Raw genomic sequence first — 13,962 nt, 5'->3', positions numbered from 1 at the left:
GAATGTTATAATATAACGCTTTTCCGGGGTTTCATAGCTACAAAAGTAAAATTAAAATCAAGTGAAACTCTTCCTGAAGTTCCAGTGGATACTGATTCAATAGATACCAACCAATCAGATTAATTCTGCCAGCGCAAGCTCTGTTCGTTTTCTCAGCATATCCCTGAATTTATTCGGATCAAGAAAATGACGCAGGAGGTTTGCCTCCTGCTCATTATCTGCCTGAGTTTCCGGGTATACGAAGGTAATCAGCCGGGAAATCCAGAATCTGAAAGCAGCCAGCCGTAACATGATTGGCCAGGCTTTTTGTTCATTCTCAGTAAAAGGCCGGATCTGTGCATAAGCATCCATCAATACTTTGGTACGGTGATCATCCAGTTCAAGACTATCGGTAAGACACCAGTCGTTTACAGTAACCGCCAGGTCATAGATCAGCCAGTCATTACAGGCCTGATAGAAGTCAATCACGGCTGAGATTCTGCCCTGATCAAACAGTACATTATTATGAAACAGGTCGCCATGAATCAGCCCGGTTGGCAGATTGTCAAACGCTGGCAAAGCATCAGAGATGTTGTGCCATTGCTCAGCCATAAAGTGGGCATCATCCTGGCCAAGCAGTGGAATGAGTCTTTTCTGCTGGGCATCAAGCCAGGCAAGTCCCCGCTGGTTTTCCTGATAAAGGGAGGAATCTTGTCCTGCCTTATGGATTTTTGCCAGCATCGCACCAATCTGCTGGCACTGGTCCAGAGAGAGGTTTCCGGCATCAGGGTGCTGCCCGGCAAAGCATTGCACAATCAGCGCCGGTTTGCCTTTTACCGACTGGAGAGCAACGCCACTCTTATCCCGAATCGGGTTGGGTACAGGCAGGCCGAACGCTTTAAGCTCATCCGTATACTGGATAAAAAATGGCAGTGTGTCGGCTGGCAGATACTCAAAGAGGGTTAATACATAGCGCTGGTGATTGCCCTTGTCATCAATATCCAGAAAGTAGTTGGTATTCTCAACGCCACTTTCAATGCCCTGGAAGGACGTTAAGTTACCCAGGTCATAACGAGTCAGAAGTTGCTCGATTTCCTGTTGTGTCAAATGGGTATAAACAGACATGAAGTCCCTGTTCCTGGATGATTATATCTATGGTTCTGTTGGTACTCAGTGCCACTCAAAAATGGTCCATGAAGGCACTAACAGGATACGTTTTGTTGGATCAATGGGGTTGCCTTCATTATCTGAGGCTATCAGGTAGTAGGGCTTACCTACCTTGGGAATCACCTGAACCGCATAAAGCTGGCCACCGACCCGGTACTCTTTATAAGTCCTGGAATCACCGGCACGAATCACGACCGATGTGTCATCCCTGTTCTCCAACGCTTCAGGGCGCAGGTGTCTGGGAATCTTTTTAATGGCTTCATCAGTAAACACAACCGCTCTCTGGCCCCTATCCGTATGGGCTGTTCGCTGCTCCGGCTTTGAACCTTCCGGACTTTGTGCTGCACAGCCACAAAGCAACAAGGGTAAGAACACCAGACCCAACTGCGCTCTTTTTATCAAGGGTTTCATCAGGAGCCTCATGATAATTGCGGTGGAAACCATTAAACTGCTGGGGAGCATTCTATACCCAGTTACCCAGAATCGTAAGTGAGTCCGTAATCCATGTCAGAACAAGCCAGTACGCCGCCACTCATACTCGTCGACGGCTCATCTTACCTTTATCGTGCCTTTCATGCTTCTGAGCGGGCCAATCTGCGCACGGCTGATGGCCGACCAACGGGCGCTATCCGGGTCATGACAAACATGTTGCGCAGTCTGATGCGTCAATATCAGGATAGCCATGTTGCAGTCATTTTTGACGCCAGGGGGAAAAACTTCCGCCATGACCTGTACAGCGAGTACAAAGCCACCCGGAAACCAATGCCGGACGACTTGCGCTCACAAATAGAACCCATACATCACATTGTTCGTGCGCTTGGCCTGCCTCTGTTAATGATTGAAGGCGTTGAGGCGGATGATGTGATTGGAACGCTGGCCAGACAGGCAACCGAGAAAAAGATCAACACCATCATTTCCACGGGCGATAAGGATATTGCCCAGCTGGTGACTGAGCATGTGTCGCTGATTGACACCATGAATGATGCGTATACCGATCAACAGGGTGTTGAAAGTAAGTTTGGTATTCCTGCCAGCCTGATTATTGACTATTTGGCATTGATGGGCGATAGCAGCGATAACATCCCGGGTATGCCGGGTGTTGGTCAGAAAACAGCATTGGCTCTGCTTAATGGCATCGGCAGTATCGATGAGATTGCCGGGCGGTTGGATGAAGTGGCTGCGCTTGGTTTTCGGGGGAGCAAAAACTTTGCTGAGAAGTTCACCGAGCACAAGGACATTGTGTTGTTGTCCCGGCAGCTGGCCACCATCAAGACCGATGTAGAGCTGCCGGTTGCCATTGAAAGTCTGGAAATGCAGCCCCTTGATAAAGAGCAACTGTTAGCGCTGTTTAAAGAGTACGAATTCAGGACGTTGATTGCCGAGTTGGAGAAAGAAGGCTCTGTTTCCGATGGCAATGAATCTGACGAACAAACATCAGGTACTACCGGTGAGTATTCAGTGGTCACTGAGGAGACCGAGTTTCTTGACTGGATAACTCAGCTGGAATCGGCAGAGCTGTTTGCGTTTGATACCGAAACCACCAGCCTGGATTACATGGTGGCTGAACTGGTGGGAGTTTCATTTGCCATTGAGCCCGGCAAGGCCGCTTATGTGCCCGTTGCCCATGATTATCTGGGAGCACCAGCCCAGCTGGAGAGAAACTGGGTACTGGAAAAACTCAAGCCTTTGCTGGAAGACCCGGCCAAACAGAAAGTAGGTCAGAACTTTAAGTACGACCAGAGCGTGCTGGCCCGATATGACATTCAAATCAAGGGGGCCGCTTTTGATACCATGCTTGAGTCCTACTGTTTGAACTCCATCGCCACCCGGCACAATATGGATGCCCTGGCTGAGCATTACCTGAATCATAAAACCATTAAATATGAGGATATTGCCGGCAAAGGTGCTAAACAACTGACGTTTAACCAGATTGAGCTTGAGAAAGCGGGCCCCTATGCGGCAGAAGATGCGGATATTACGCTACGTCTCCATCTTGCCATCTGGGAGCAGTTACAGGCTGAGCCTTCGTTGACGGCGGTGTTCCGGGAAGTAGAAATGCCGCTGGTTGATATTCTTTCACGTATTGAGCGCCATGGTGCCCTGGTGGATGGTGTCCTGCTCAAACAACAGAGCCTGGAGATTGGCCAGCGCCTCAAGGAACTGGAGCAAGCGGCCCACGATGTGGCAGGACAGGCATTTAACTTATCATCACCCAAACAGTTGCAGGAGCTTCTGTTTGATAAGCTGCAACTGCCGGTTATCAAGAAAACGCCCAAGGGGCAGCCATCAACCGCCGAAGAGGTCTTGCAGGAGCTTGCCCTGGATTATGAACTGCCCAAGCTGATTCTTGAGCATCGAAGCTTAAGCAAGCTCAAATCCACCTACACCGAGAAACTTCCGCAGATGATTAATGGGGCGACGGGTCGTATCCATACCTCTTATCATCAGGCCGTAACCGCCACTGGACGACTATCCTCCTCGGATCCTAACCTGCAGAATATTCCCATTCGAACACCGGAAGGCCGTCGGGTGCGACAGGCATTTATTGCACCGGAAGGTCACCAGCTGGTGGCGGCAGATTACTCCCAGATCGAGCTGCGAATCATGGCACACCTCTCTGGCGATAAAGGCCTGCTGGATGCTTTTGCCCATGGGCTGGATATCCATAAGGCGACAGCGGCTGAAGTATTTGGCGTGGCGCTTGATGAGGTAACGGGTGATCAGCGACGAAGTGCCAAAGCCATTAACTTTGGCCTGATCTACGGCATGTCTTCGTTCGGACTCGCCAAACAGCTGGGGGTATCAAGGAAATCGGCACAGGAATATATCGACCTGTACTTTGCACGATACCCGGGTGTTTTAAGGTATATGGAAACAACCAAAAACTTTGCACGGGAAAAGGGGTATGTGGAGACAATATTGGGTCGTCGTCTGTATCTGCCGGAAATCAATGCCAGAAACGGTATGCGCCGTCAGGGTGCTGAGCGAACAGCGATCAATGCACCTATGCAGGGCACTGCCGCAGATATTATCAAGAAGGCGATGATCAGGGTTGATGAGTGGCTGCAAGCGTCGGGGCTTGATGCCCGTGTCATTATGCAGGTCCACGATGAACTGGTGCTTGAAGTTGCCAATGAGAGTGTTGACGCCGTTGTTGAAGGGATAAAAGTGCAGATGTCCAGTGCTGCCGAGCTCAGTGTTCCACTATTGGTTGAAGCCGGTATTGGGGATAACTGGGATGAAGCCCATTAGTACACGGTTTCAATGTATTTGATGGGTTCCTTCTATTTGTAAGTTTTTTGTAAACGGTGGAACTTTATTACCATATTGCTTGTCTCATATAGTGAGTCTCAAATGAGTTGCTCCTTGTGTGTTAAGTGTTGTTGATGTTGAAGCGGTATATGTTTCCCCGCATCTATCGTGTAAAGCCAGTGTCCTTTTTCAGGATGCTGGTTTTTTTTAAATTTTTTTTATTTTTCAGGGAACTTTTTGGAATTTTGCTTGTCTGAGTATATGAGGATGAGAAAAAAGCAGTAGTTCGATTCTGATTTCTTGTTGCTCACTGTGTGTTTTGTGTTGACATTAACTTGAGTGGTAGGCTGCTCCCCTGTAGCCGAAGCTATATAGCCAGTATCCTTCCCCCGGATGCTGGCTTTTTTTCTGCCGAATTTTTATCCAACCGAGTCTAAAGAATGGGGTTTGTTGACCGTTAAAGAGCCTGAGGCGGTGGGCTTGGTTGATTACTTCCCTGGGATGCTCGGAGTTTTTCAAGATAGTCACCCGGATCACGATAAACCCTTAGCTTTGTACTTTGTCGATGTTGCTGTAACAGATGTCATGAAACGGTCATCTTCCCCTGATGACCGTTTTTTTTGCGCCTGTATTGTTCATTTCTTTATCTCTCTATTGACCAATTTGCTGCCACCGCAGCAGGGCAGGCAGTCTGTTCTTGGTCAGCCTCCTTAGCTTGAGGCAATAAGCGACAGTTCCTGTACAGCTACTGACAGCATGGCAAGATTTTGCTCTCTGGCGGATTGTATTTCCCGGATTGTCGCTTTCCAGCGATCAATCAGCTCAGCATTTTTTTCCAGCCACCGGTTAAGGCGCTCTTCCGGCTTTCCCTGTGAATGGGTCAGAACATGAATACAATTATCATTGAGGGTTCGATCCAGCTGATCTTTCAAAGATGATTGTGCCTTGCGTTGCCAGAGGTCGTTAACCGGCAGTTGACGAATACGTTCTCTTAACCAGGGCAGGCACAGATAATCTTCAAGGGCAAAAAAGACAGAGGCCACATCAATAACGGTAAATTGATATTCATTCGCCACACTGACCATAAACAGTACGTAATAAAGATATCGAAGGCTCGCACAGGTTTCCGCCAGCGTTTGCGGCAGCTGTGCTTCCTGAAGCCGGGCAACCCTGCCACCGAGCCAGGCGCAATCTTCCTCTCCGAGCAGCTGTGCCAGTTGTCCACTGACGGCACAGACGCCCGGTTTATAGTTACTGATGAGCGACTCTATATCCATAGGGCAGCCATGATTCTTCAGCAACCAGATGCAGGCTTTTTCGATATGCTGCTGTATCCGGAACAGTTCTATTCTCTGGATATCATCTTTGACAGCAAAACCCAGACTTTCAAATTGATCCCAGATGGATGGAATGGAAAAGATCTCTTTTATCGCCATAAATGCCCGGACACAATTAAGCTCTGACTGTCGGGTTTCCTGATGGATATACTCAATAAACGTCGCTCCCATCCGGTTGCCAACCTCGTTGCTTAGATGTGTCGCCAGTATTTCAGTTTTTAATGGGTGATGTCTGATCTGATCAGGGAACTGGTTGCGCAGTTGTGATGGAAAATAGTCCAGCAGTTTTGCCGCCAGTATCGGGTCATCAGCCACATTGGCTGAGACCAGGGATTCAAAAAGCTCCAGCTTGGTATGGGACAAAAGAATGGCTATTTCTGGCCGGGTAAGGCCTTCACCGGCTTTCACCCTGGCTTTAATTTCTGTATCCGATGGCAGGCCATCCTGAGCCCGGTTAAGACGCCCTTTTTGTTCGAGATTTCTGATCAGAAAGCGGTGGTCATTAAACAGCAGAACATTCTGTTGCAGGCTCAGGCTTAGCCTCTGGCTCTGTAAAAAATTATGCCTGAGAACCAGCCTGGCGATCTCATCGGTCATACTGGCCAGCAGACTATTACGCTGCTTTATGGTTATGTCACCATCATCCACCATCTGATTGAGCAGAATCTTGATGTTGACTTCATGGTCTGAGCTGTTGACTCCCCCTGAGTTGTCTATGGCGTCGGTGTTGATCAGGCCGCCTCTGCTGGAGAATTCAATTCTTGCCAACTGAGTCAGGCCCAGATTTCCGCCCTCTCCTACCGCGCTGGTATTCAGTTCACTGGCACTGATCCTGACATTATCATTGGACCGGTCCCCGACATCGGCATTGCTTTCACTGCTGGCTCTTATGTAAGTGCCAATGCCGCCATTCCACAACAGATCCGCTGGTGCTTTCAGAATTGTCTGGATAAGTTCCGCAGGCGACAGAATGGTTTTATCCGTTGCCAGTGCGGTTCTGGCCTGCTTGCTCAAAAGAATGCTTTTTAGCTGGCGACTGAATACGCCACCACCTTCTGATAGTTTGCTGCGGTCGTAATCGTCCCAGGAGGACCGGGGTAAATTAAACAGGCGCTGACGCTCATTGAAGCTGACTGAAATATCCGGATCGGGGTCAATAAAGATATGCTGGTGGTTAAAGGCGGCAATCAGTCGAATATGGTTGGAAAGTAGCATGCCATTGCCAAATACATCACCGGACATATCACCAATACCGATGACTGTAAAATCCCGGGTCTGGGTATCGATTTCACGCTCTTTGAAGATCCTTTTTACCGACTCCCAGGCACCCCGGGCAGTGATCCCCATTTTTTTATGGTCATAGCCCTGGCTGCCACCAGAGGCAAAAGCATCCCGCAGCCAGAACCCATAGGATTGGGATACATCGTTGGCGATATCGGAAAAGCTGGCGGTGCCTTTATCCGCTGCCACCACAAGGTAAGGGTCGTCATCATCGTAGCGTATAACCTTTTCCGGAGGGATGATGTTTCCGCCCTGCAGGTTATCGGTCAGATCCAGAAGTCCGGAGATAAATGCTCGATAACATGCAATCCCTTCCGCCTGTATTTCTTCCCTGGAGCCATTGGCCGGGAGATTTTTGGTGACAAAGCCCCCCTTGGCCCCGTGGGGAACAATAATGGCATTTTTGATCATCTGGGCTTTGACCAGCCCCAGAATCTCGGTGCGGAAATCCTCCATCCGGTCTGACCATCGTAATCCTCCCCTGGCAATCTTCCCGCAGCGCATATGGATGCCTTCAAAGCGAGGCGAGTAGACAAATATTTCAAACATGGGCCTTGGCTGAGGTGAGGTTGGAATCTTTTCCGGTTGCAGTTTGAACGACAGATAACCTTTTGGCTCCCCCTGTTTCTGATAGGCGCTGGTTCTCAACATGGCCTCGATGACGCTGAGAAAGTGACGCAGGATCCGGTCTTCATCAAGGTTGGCGACACTGTCCAGCAATTGGTAAATCCGGTCAGAGCAGGCATTGGCCATGTTAAGGCGATCACCACGGAAATCCGGATAAAAACGGATGCTGAACAGGTCTACGATTTCACGCACCACCGATGGGTTGCTGTTCAGAACTTTTTGCATATAGCTCTGGCTGAAGGGCACTGGCAGTTGCATCAGGTATTTGGACAGAGCCCGGATGAGCACAACCTGCTCCCAGTTCAAACCGGCTGAAACCACCAGACCGTTGAACCCGTCATTCTCCATATCCCCCTTCCAGGTGCGAATAAACACCTCCCGAAACTGCTCCCGCAGATGGGTATCTTCAAGGTTGGTATGGTTTGAGGTGTCAACGTCCGGCGGGTTTATTTTGGTTGTCAGAGCGTTATCATGGCCATCAGGCTCAATACTGAAATCAAGCACCCAGGCATGTTCCTGTCGATAGGGGGTGATGGCATAAGGCCTCGCACTGCGAACCCTGACGCCCATCTTCTCAAGAATGGGAAGCACATCTGAGAGTGCCAGAAGTGGGCCTTTACCCAGCACCCGAAAGTGCCACCGATAATGGTCAGTCACCGGACGGTAGAGGCTGGTGCTTATCTGATGACTGTCTTTTATCGATTCCAGACGTTGAATGTCTGCTACTGCCTGTCGGGGGGTAACGTCCTCCCGGTACGCGGCGGGAAATGCCTGCAGATAACACTGCGCCAGCCGGTTACCCGAAGCCTCACCAAATGCCTCTTTTAACGCCTGTTGCAGGTGATCTGTCCAGTTCAGCATCGCTTCATGAATCATGGCTTCCAGCCGTTCAACATCAATATCCTGCTGACTGGCATGACGACAATGCACGGTAAATTGCAACTGCGCCATTGGGTTTTCCGATAGCTGAACATTGAAATCAATACTGTTGCCACTCAGCTCACTGAGCAGGATCTGTTGCATCTGTAAGCGAAGTTCTGTGTTGAAATTATCTCTGGATACGTAAATAAGCACCGTAATAAAGCGGTCATAGGGGTCGGGACGAAGGAATACTTTCAACTGCCGCAATTCATGGCAGTCAAGAATCCCATTAATGACGGCCTTAAGTTGTTCGAAACTTGCCTGCAGGAGCTCGTCCCTTGGGTAGTTATGAATAATGTGGCGGAGGGCATTACCCCGGTGGCTGTTTATCGGGCAGCTGTTGCTTTTTAAAAGCCTGGCCACTTTCTTTCGTATCAGCGGAATATTATCCAGCGGGATGTTGTAGGCGGTTGATGAAAACAGTCCGAAAAAACGCCATTCTCCGGTGACTACACCGGCATCGTTAAATTGTTTTATCCCGATATAGTCCAGGTGTGCGGGACGATGAACCGTTGAGCGGCTGATGGATTTGGTGATAACCAGTAACTCAGGTGCCTGAATTTGTGAGGCAATATAGGGGGACAGCTCTTGCTCTACCGGATGCTGATGGGGGGCCTCCCGGAATGTCCCCAGACCGGTTTTACTGTTGGCGCGCAGTCTTAGTGTGTTTGACCCATGGATGATCTCGTAATAGCGAAAGCCGATGAACAGAAAATTGTCTTTTTTCAGCCACTTCATAAAAGCAAGCGATTCTTTCTGTTCAACATCCGGTAATGGCACGGGGTGGCTTTGACACCATTGAATGGCGTCATCCAGCCTGGTTTGCATGGCCTCCCAGTCAGAAACCACTTTGTGAACATCTGCAACGATATCCCGGATACCGGCAGCGACTTTTTCTAAATCCAGTTGTTCCGGTTGGCGGTCTATTTCAACCCGAATAACGGCCTCGGTTATTTCTGCCTGTGGCGTGCTGATGGCTTGCAGCTGACCTGTGCTGTCCCTCGCTAATCGAAGGGTGGGGTGATTCAGGCTGTAAACTTTTATTTTCTGACGATCAAGCTCCATCAACACAGAAGACACCAGAAAGGGCATATCATCCGTGATAATTTCAATAATGCTGTGTGTGGAGTGCCAGTGGTGGGTTTCCGGTTCCGGGTTGTAGACGCGGATCTTGATTTGTTCCGGCTGCCGGGCCTGTAGAAACTGCCACAGGCAGAGGAGTGCGCCATAGCAGTCATCGGTATTGATCCGGGTCAGGTCTTTGCTGGCAACTCCCCGGTAATAGGCATCAGCAAGCGCCTGTATTTGCTCATATTCTTTGGTTGACATGCGCTTTGCCAGAAGCGATTGAACCTGATTAACGATGATGGCTCGAAAATCGGTAAAGCGGTCCATGATATTCCTCTGTCACTGGAATTGAGTACGGCAAACTGTCCCACCTGATTTGCCGGGTTATAAGTAGTTAACCAAATGAAATCATATATTTCTGACTAAGTTGTCAGTCACTCTGCGGCGTTGCAACTCCGGTCACATAGCTACGGCTATGCTCCCTACGTTGCGTCTTGCATAGCAACTGCCCACTTAGCCAGAAATATACGATTCCATTTGGCCAACTACTTACCATAACTGTCAATGCTTATGGGCCAGAATAAATTGATCACCACGACGTACTATCATTGGTTTTCCGCAGTGACAACTTTTGGGTGACATCGATCAATACCGCTGTATAAAATTGCGTTTGCTCTATTGGTAATGAGCCGATTAAACAGTGTCTGGTTGCGTTAACAATGTTGGCCTGGCTTTGCTGACAGCCTTCTCGTTGAGCTTTTCTGTCAACCTTCTCGTCAAGCTGCTCGTCAAGCCTCTCGTCAAGATAGTCGAGAAATAGCTAAAATGCCTTGGGATTGCTGATTTTGCGCGGGCTAAGCATAATCCGTAGCCCTGATGGAATTTGCAAGCGGCGTCCAATTCTGGTATAAAGCCCGATCTTTGTATGAGGGTAGCTGCTGATGAGTCTTGAAGGTCTCTTGACTCTGTAACCATGGGCAGATCTGCCCGAAGCAGACACTGGAATTCAGTTAAGTTTTCCGGCCTCATGGCTGGTGATTTTGGTTTAAGAGACGGTTTGAGAGGCTATCCACATGTCCAAGGTTTGTCAGGTTACCGGCAAGCGCCCGGTTACCGGGAACAATGTTTCCCACGCTCAGAATAAAACCCGTCGTCGCTTCGTGCCTAACCTGCACCACAAGCGCTTCTGGGTTGAAAGTGAAAAGCGCTTTGTGCGCCTGCGTGTTTCTGCAAAAGGCATGCGTATTATCGACAAGAAAGGCATTGATGCCGTTCTGGCTGATCTGCGCGCCAGCGGTCAATCTTTTTAAGTCGAGATAGCTAACTTAGCAGGAGCATAAATCATGGCTAAAGGTATTCGTGAGAAAATCAAGCTGGTTTCCAGCGCAGGCACTGGTCACTACTACACCACCACCAAGAACAAGCGTAATACGCCTGACAAGCTGGTGTTCAAGAAGTATGACCCGGTTGTTCGCAAGCACGTTGAGTACAAGGAATACAAGATCAAGTAAATCTTGTTTGCTTTGCTCTGGTCCGTATCAGGCAAACTGATACGGACCGCTACTCACTTCTGTTGCGCTTTCCCCCCTCTGTTAATATTCCTGCTCAGGATCAAAACCTGCCATCCCCTGCTTTGCACTTAGGAACTGTGAGCTCTCACTACTGTTGCATTGTGGTTGCACTGTTATAATGCGCGCCATTCAAGAACATCAGCTGTAGGTCATGATGAAACCGGAACTCCTTTCGCCAGCGGGAACACTGAAGAATATGCACTTTGCTTTTGCCTATGGTGCAGATGCTGTTTATGCTGGCCAGCCCCGCTATAGTCTGAGAGTGCGCAATAACGACTTTAAACTGGACAATCTGAAAAAAGGCATTGATGAGGCTCACGCCCTGGGCAAAAAGCTGTATCTGGCCAGTAATATTGCGGCCCATAACAGTAAGGTGAAAACCTATCTCCGGGATATGGAGCCGGTGATTGCCATGGGGCCTGATGCACTGATCATGTCCGATCCGGGTTTGATTATGATGGTGCGTGAAACCTGGCCGGATATGCCAGTCCACCTCTCGGTTCAGGCGAACGCGGTGAACTTTGCCACGGTAAAATTCTGGGCCAGGCAGGGGGTTGAGCGGATTATTCTGTCCCGTGAGTTATCCCTGGAGGAGATTCAGGAGATCCGGGAAGAGTGCCCTGATACCGAGATTGAGGTGTTTGTTCATGGTTCGCTCTGTATCGCGTACTCGGGCCGCTGTCTGCTCTCCGGTTATATCAACAAAAGAGACCCGAACCAGGGAACCTGCACCAATGCCTGTCGCTGGCAGTATCAGGCCCATGAGGCGAAAGAGACTGAGAGCGGTGATGTGATTCCGGTCAGTAGCAGCCCGGAGATGGTTACTCCAACCCTTGGGACTGGCGAAACATCTGACTCTATTTTCCTGCTGCAGGAAAAGGGGCGTCCGGACCAGTATATGCCTGCTTTTGAAGATGAGCATGGCACTTATATCATGAACTCCAGGGATCTCAGGGCTGTTCAGCATGTTCGTCGCTTAACGGAGATGGGCATTCACTCCCTCAAGATCGAAGGGCGGACCAAGTCTTTTTATTATGTTGCCAGAACCGCCCAGGTATACCGTCAAGCCATTGATGATGCCGTAGCGGGTAATCCTTTTGATATGGGCATGATGGACACTCTGGAGAATCTGGCCAACAGAGGTTATACCGAAGGCTTTTATCGTCGCCATGTGCACGATGAGTATCAGAATTATGAAACCGGTAACTCCCGGGAAAGCAAGCAGCAGTTTGTCGGTGAAATTGTTGAGTTTGACGATCAGCAGCTAACGGTGGATGTGAAAAACCGCTTTGAGTTGGGGGATACCCTGGAGCTGATGACCCCCAAAGGCAACTATGTGTTCAATCTGGAGCATTTGGAAAATCGCCGTGGTGAACGTATTGATGTAGCTCCCGGGTCGGGCCACCTGGTAAAAATACCAAAGCCTGACGGTGTTTTGCCAAATGCCCACTCACTGCTGGTGCGAAATCTGCCCTAATCCGGTGATATTCTGAGTCGATAAGATCGTTATGGATCTTACGACCTTTACCAGTATTTTTTCCGGCTCTGCCTATAAGCCGTTAAGCCAGCATCGACAGGTGATCCTGGACGCCCTGGTGCTATTGAACAGGCAGTTGCAGAGCCGGTTAACTGCCGATGACCAGTGGCATGAACGGGCGAAATGGCTTGTTGATTTTCTGCCAGCCGTGGAAAAACTGGAGCAGGAAATTCTGGCCAGACTCAACCAGCCAACATTGACCGCGCAGCCCAAGGGGCTGGTGCTCTCCCTCTTACAGACTCAGAATAACCTGGCTCACCTGATCTGCCGACTGGCTGAGCGATTAACGTATCGACCTCCCAGGCTTACCGAAGATTTGCAGCGTTCCGTTGAACAGTTGAATCAACACTTTGCCAGCGTTGTTTATAGCTTGAAGTCGGGCGTTGCAAAACAGGACCGCCTGGGCATCGCAGGATTTAGAAAACAACAATCCCGGGCTTTGCTGGAGGTTAATCAGGAAGTAAAGATGGCTGTGGATGAACTGCGGAATATGATTTCAGCCTGCAAAGGTGAGGTCTTTCAACATGAAGGTGAGTTGGACCCACTTGATATGGCCCTTTTACTACTGTCCCTTGAAGATATGGATGACCTGACGCTCTGGATTCGCTCAATGGTCACCCACATGCAACAGCTGTAACTGATCAACGCCGGGGATAATGAGAAACGGTATTTTTACAGAATCCTGACTTTACTTAATAATGCACTCTGCCCGCTTTTTCTGAGTTTTTTCCAGGTACTCCTGAAAGTCTTTTGGCAGTCTTCCTGTGGTTGAGCCCTCCCAGTACACAGTTTGTCCGGCTGGATTTTCATATTGAAAGGTATGCTTTGCGACAGTTCGTCGGCGTTTTCCCGTTTTGCCCGGGTCGTTAATGTTGTCGAGATCTGAGAGCGTAATACCAAGTTCCGCCATTTCTTTGTGTATAGCGACAATGTCTTTCATCTTTTTCTGTCGTTTTGCATCCTCTTTAACCCTGGATTGCAATTTTTCCTTATGTACCCCTTTCAGGCGGTCCAGAATTTTTTCCAGCTCCTGAACACTGACATCTTTGAATAGTGAGCGAATCCGGGATTTACTACCTAGCCGATGATGTAACTCATCCAGTAATTTCATTGTATACCCTCAATCTACTGGAGCCCTTGACCGTATGAGGCAATAAATAATGCATCAACACGGACATTAAGAAAGTCGACAAATATCTGTAAAGCAAGACTGGAACGGTTA

Annotated in this window: 10 protein-coding genes; 6 read left to right on the top strand and 4 right to left on the bottom strand. The window is 49.2% G+C overall.

The window, feature by feature from the left end:
• Nucleotides 1-114: 114 nt before the first annotated feature.
• Both CX664_RS03245 and CX664_RS03240 read right to left on the bottom strand, forming a co-directional pair.
• Complete coding sequence (locus tag CX664_RS03245; RefSeq protein ID WP_101745341.1) at nucleotides 115-1,104, bottom strand: homoserine kinase; 990 nt, start codon at nucleotides 1,102-1,104, stop codon at nucleotides 115-117.
• Nucleotides 1,105-1,149: 45 nt separating this feature from the next.
• A complete protein-coding gene (locus CX664_RS03240; RefSeq protein ID WP_180966359.1) occupies nucleotides 1,150-1,557 on the bottom strand; it encodes a DUF2782 domain-containing protein in 408 nt (135 codons plus the stop codon).
• A gap of 93 nt (nucleotides 1,558-1,650) precedes the next feature.
• On the opposite strand from CX664_RS03240, the gene polA reads away from it, so the two are divergent.
• Both polA and CX664_RS03230 read left to right on the top strand, forming a co-directional pair.
• Complete coding sequence (polA, locus tag CX664_RS03235) at nucleotides 1,651-4,398, top strand: DNA polymerase I (protein ID WP_101745339.1); 2,748 nt, start codon at nucleotides 1,651-1,653, stop codon at nucleotides 4,396-4,398.
• Nucleotides 4,399-4,791: 393 nt separating this feature from the next.
• A complete protein-coding gene (locus CX664_RS03230; RefSeq protein WP_101745338.1) occupies nucleotides 4,792-5,112 on the top strand; it encodes a hypothetical protein in 321 nt (106 codons plus the stop codon).
• Here CX664_RS03230 and CX664_RS03225 read toward each other — a convergent pair.
• Entirely contained in the window at nucleotides 5,109-9,959 is a 4,851-nt protein-coding gene (locus CX664_RS03225; RefSeq protein WP_101745337.1) for an NAD-glutamate dehydrogenase, read from the bottom strand. The two genes, CX664_RS03230 and CX664_RS03225, sit on opposite strands and share 4 nt — an antisense overlap.
• Nucleotides 9,960-10,705: 746 nt before the next feature.
• On the opposite strand from CX664_RS03225, the gene rpmB reads away from it, so the two are divergent.
• From rpmB to CX664_RS03205, 4 genes are all read left to right on the top strand, one after another.
• Nucleotides 10,706-10,942, top strand: a complete 237-nt coding sequence (rpmB, locus tag CX664_RS03220; RefSeq protein ID WP_101745336.1) for a 50S ribosomal protein L28 — start codon at nucleotides 10,706-10,708, stop codon at nucleotides 10,940-10,942.
• Between the two features lie 33 nt (nucleotides 10,943-10,975).
• A complete protein-coding gene (gene rpmG, locus CX664_RS03215) occupies nucleotides 10,976-11,143 on the top strand; it encodes a 50S ribosomal protein L33 (protein ID WP_034834535.1) in 168 nt (55 codons plus the stop codon).
• 211 nt (nucleotides 11,144-11,354) lie between these two features.
• A complete protein-coding gene (gene trhP / locus CX664_RS03210) occupies nucleotides 11,355-12,680 on the top strand; it encodes a prephenate-dependent tRNA uridine(34) hydroxylase TrhP (protein WP_101745335.1) in 1,326 nt (441 codons plus the stop codon).
• Nucleotides 12,681-12,711: 31 nt separating this feature from the next.
• Nucleotides 12,712-13,377 carry a hypothetical protein gene (locus CX664_RS03205; protein WP_101745334.1) on the top strand — a complete coding sequence of 222 codons (666 nt, stop codon included), beginning with the start codon at nucleotides 12,712-12,714 and terminating at the stop codon, nucleotides 13,375-13,377.
• Nucleotides 13,378-13,428: 51 nt separating this feature from the next.
• Here CX664_RS03205 and CX664_RS03200 read toward each other — a convergent pair whose 3' ends face one another.
• Nucleotides 13,429-13,851: an H-NS family histone-like protein gene (locus tag CX664_RS03200; RefSeq protein ID WP_101745333.1), complete on the bottom strand. Its 423-nt coding sequence runs from the start codon at nucleotides 13,849-13,851 to the stop codon at nucleotides 13,429-13,431.
• Between the last annotated feature and the right edge of the window lie 111 nt (nucleotides 13,852-13,962).

Source organism: Endozoicomonas acroporae (assembly GCF_002864045.1).
In the GTDB taxonomy this organism is placed as follows: domain Bacteria; phylum Pseudomonadota; class Gammaproteobacteria; order Pseudomonadales; family Endozoicomonadaceae; genus Endozoicomonas; species Endozoicomonas acroporae.
Note: the sequence above shows the minus strand (reverse complement) of the source record. Positions and strands in the feature narration are given on the sequence as shown.

Excerpts from the sequence above, each read along its gene's own strand:
- CX664_RS03245 (WP_101745341.1), bottom strand. The coding sequence starts at position 1,104 with ATGTCTGTTTATACCCATTTGACACAACAGGAAATCGAGCAACTTCTG.
- CX664_RS03240 (WP_180966359.1), bottom strand. The coding sequence starts at position 1,557 with ATGAAACCCTTGATAAAAAGAGCGCAGTTGGGTCTGGTGTTCTTACCC.
- polA (WP_101745339.1), top strand. The coding sequence starts at position 1,651 with ATGTCAGAACAAGCCAGTACGCCGCCACTCATACTCGTCGACGGCTCA.
- CX664_RS03230 (WP_101745338.1), top strand. The coding sequence starts at position 4,792 with ATGCTGGCTTTTTTTCTGCCGAATTTTTATCCAACCGAGTCTAAAGAA.
- CX664_RS03225 (WP_101745337.1), bottom strand. The coding sequence starts at position 9,959 with ATGGACCGCTTTACCGATTTTCGAGCCATCATCGTTAATCAGGTTCAA.
- rpmB (WP_101745336.1), top strand. The coding sequence starts at position 10,706 with ATGTCCAAGGTTTGTCAGGTTACCGGCAAGCGCCCGGTTACCGGGAAC.
- rpmG (WP_034834535.1), top strand. The coding sequence starts at position 10,976 with ATGGCTAAAGGTATTCGTGAGAAAATCAAGCTGGTTTCCAGCGCAGGC.
- trhP (WP_101745335.1), top strand. The coding sequence starts at position 11,355 with ATGATGAAACCGGAACTCCTTTCGCCAGCGGGAACACTGAAGAATATG.
- CX664_RS03205 (WP_101745334.1), top strand. The coding sequence starts at position 12,712 with ATGGATCTTACGACCTTTACCAGTATTTTTTCCGGCTCTGCCTATAAG.
- CX664_RS03200 (WP_101745333.1), bottom strand. The coding sequence starts at position 13,851 with ATGAAATTACTGGATGAGTTACATCATCGGCTAGGTAGTAAATCCCGG.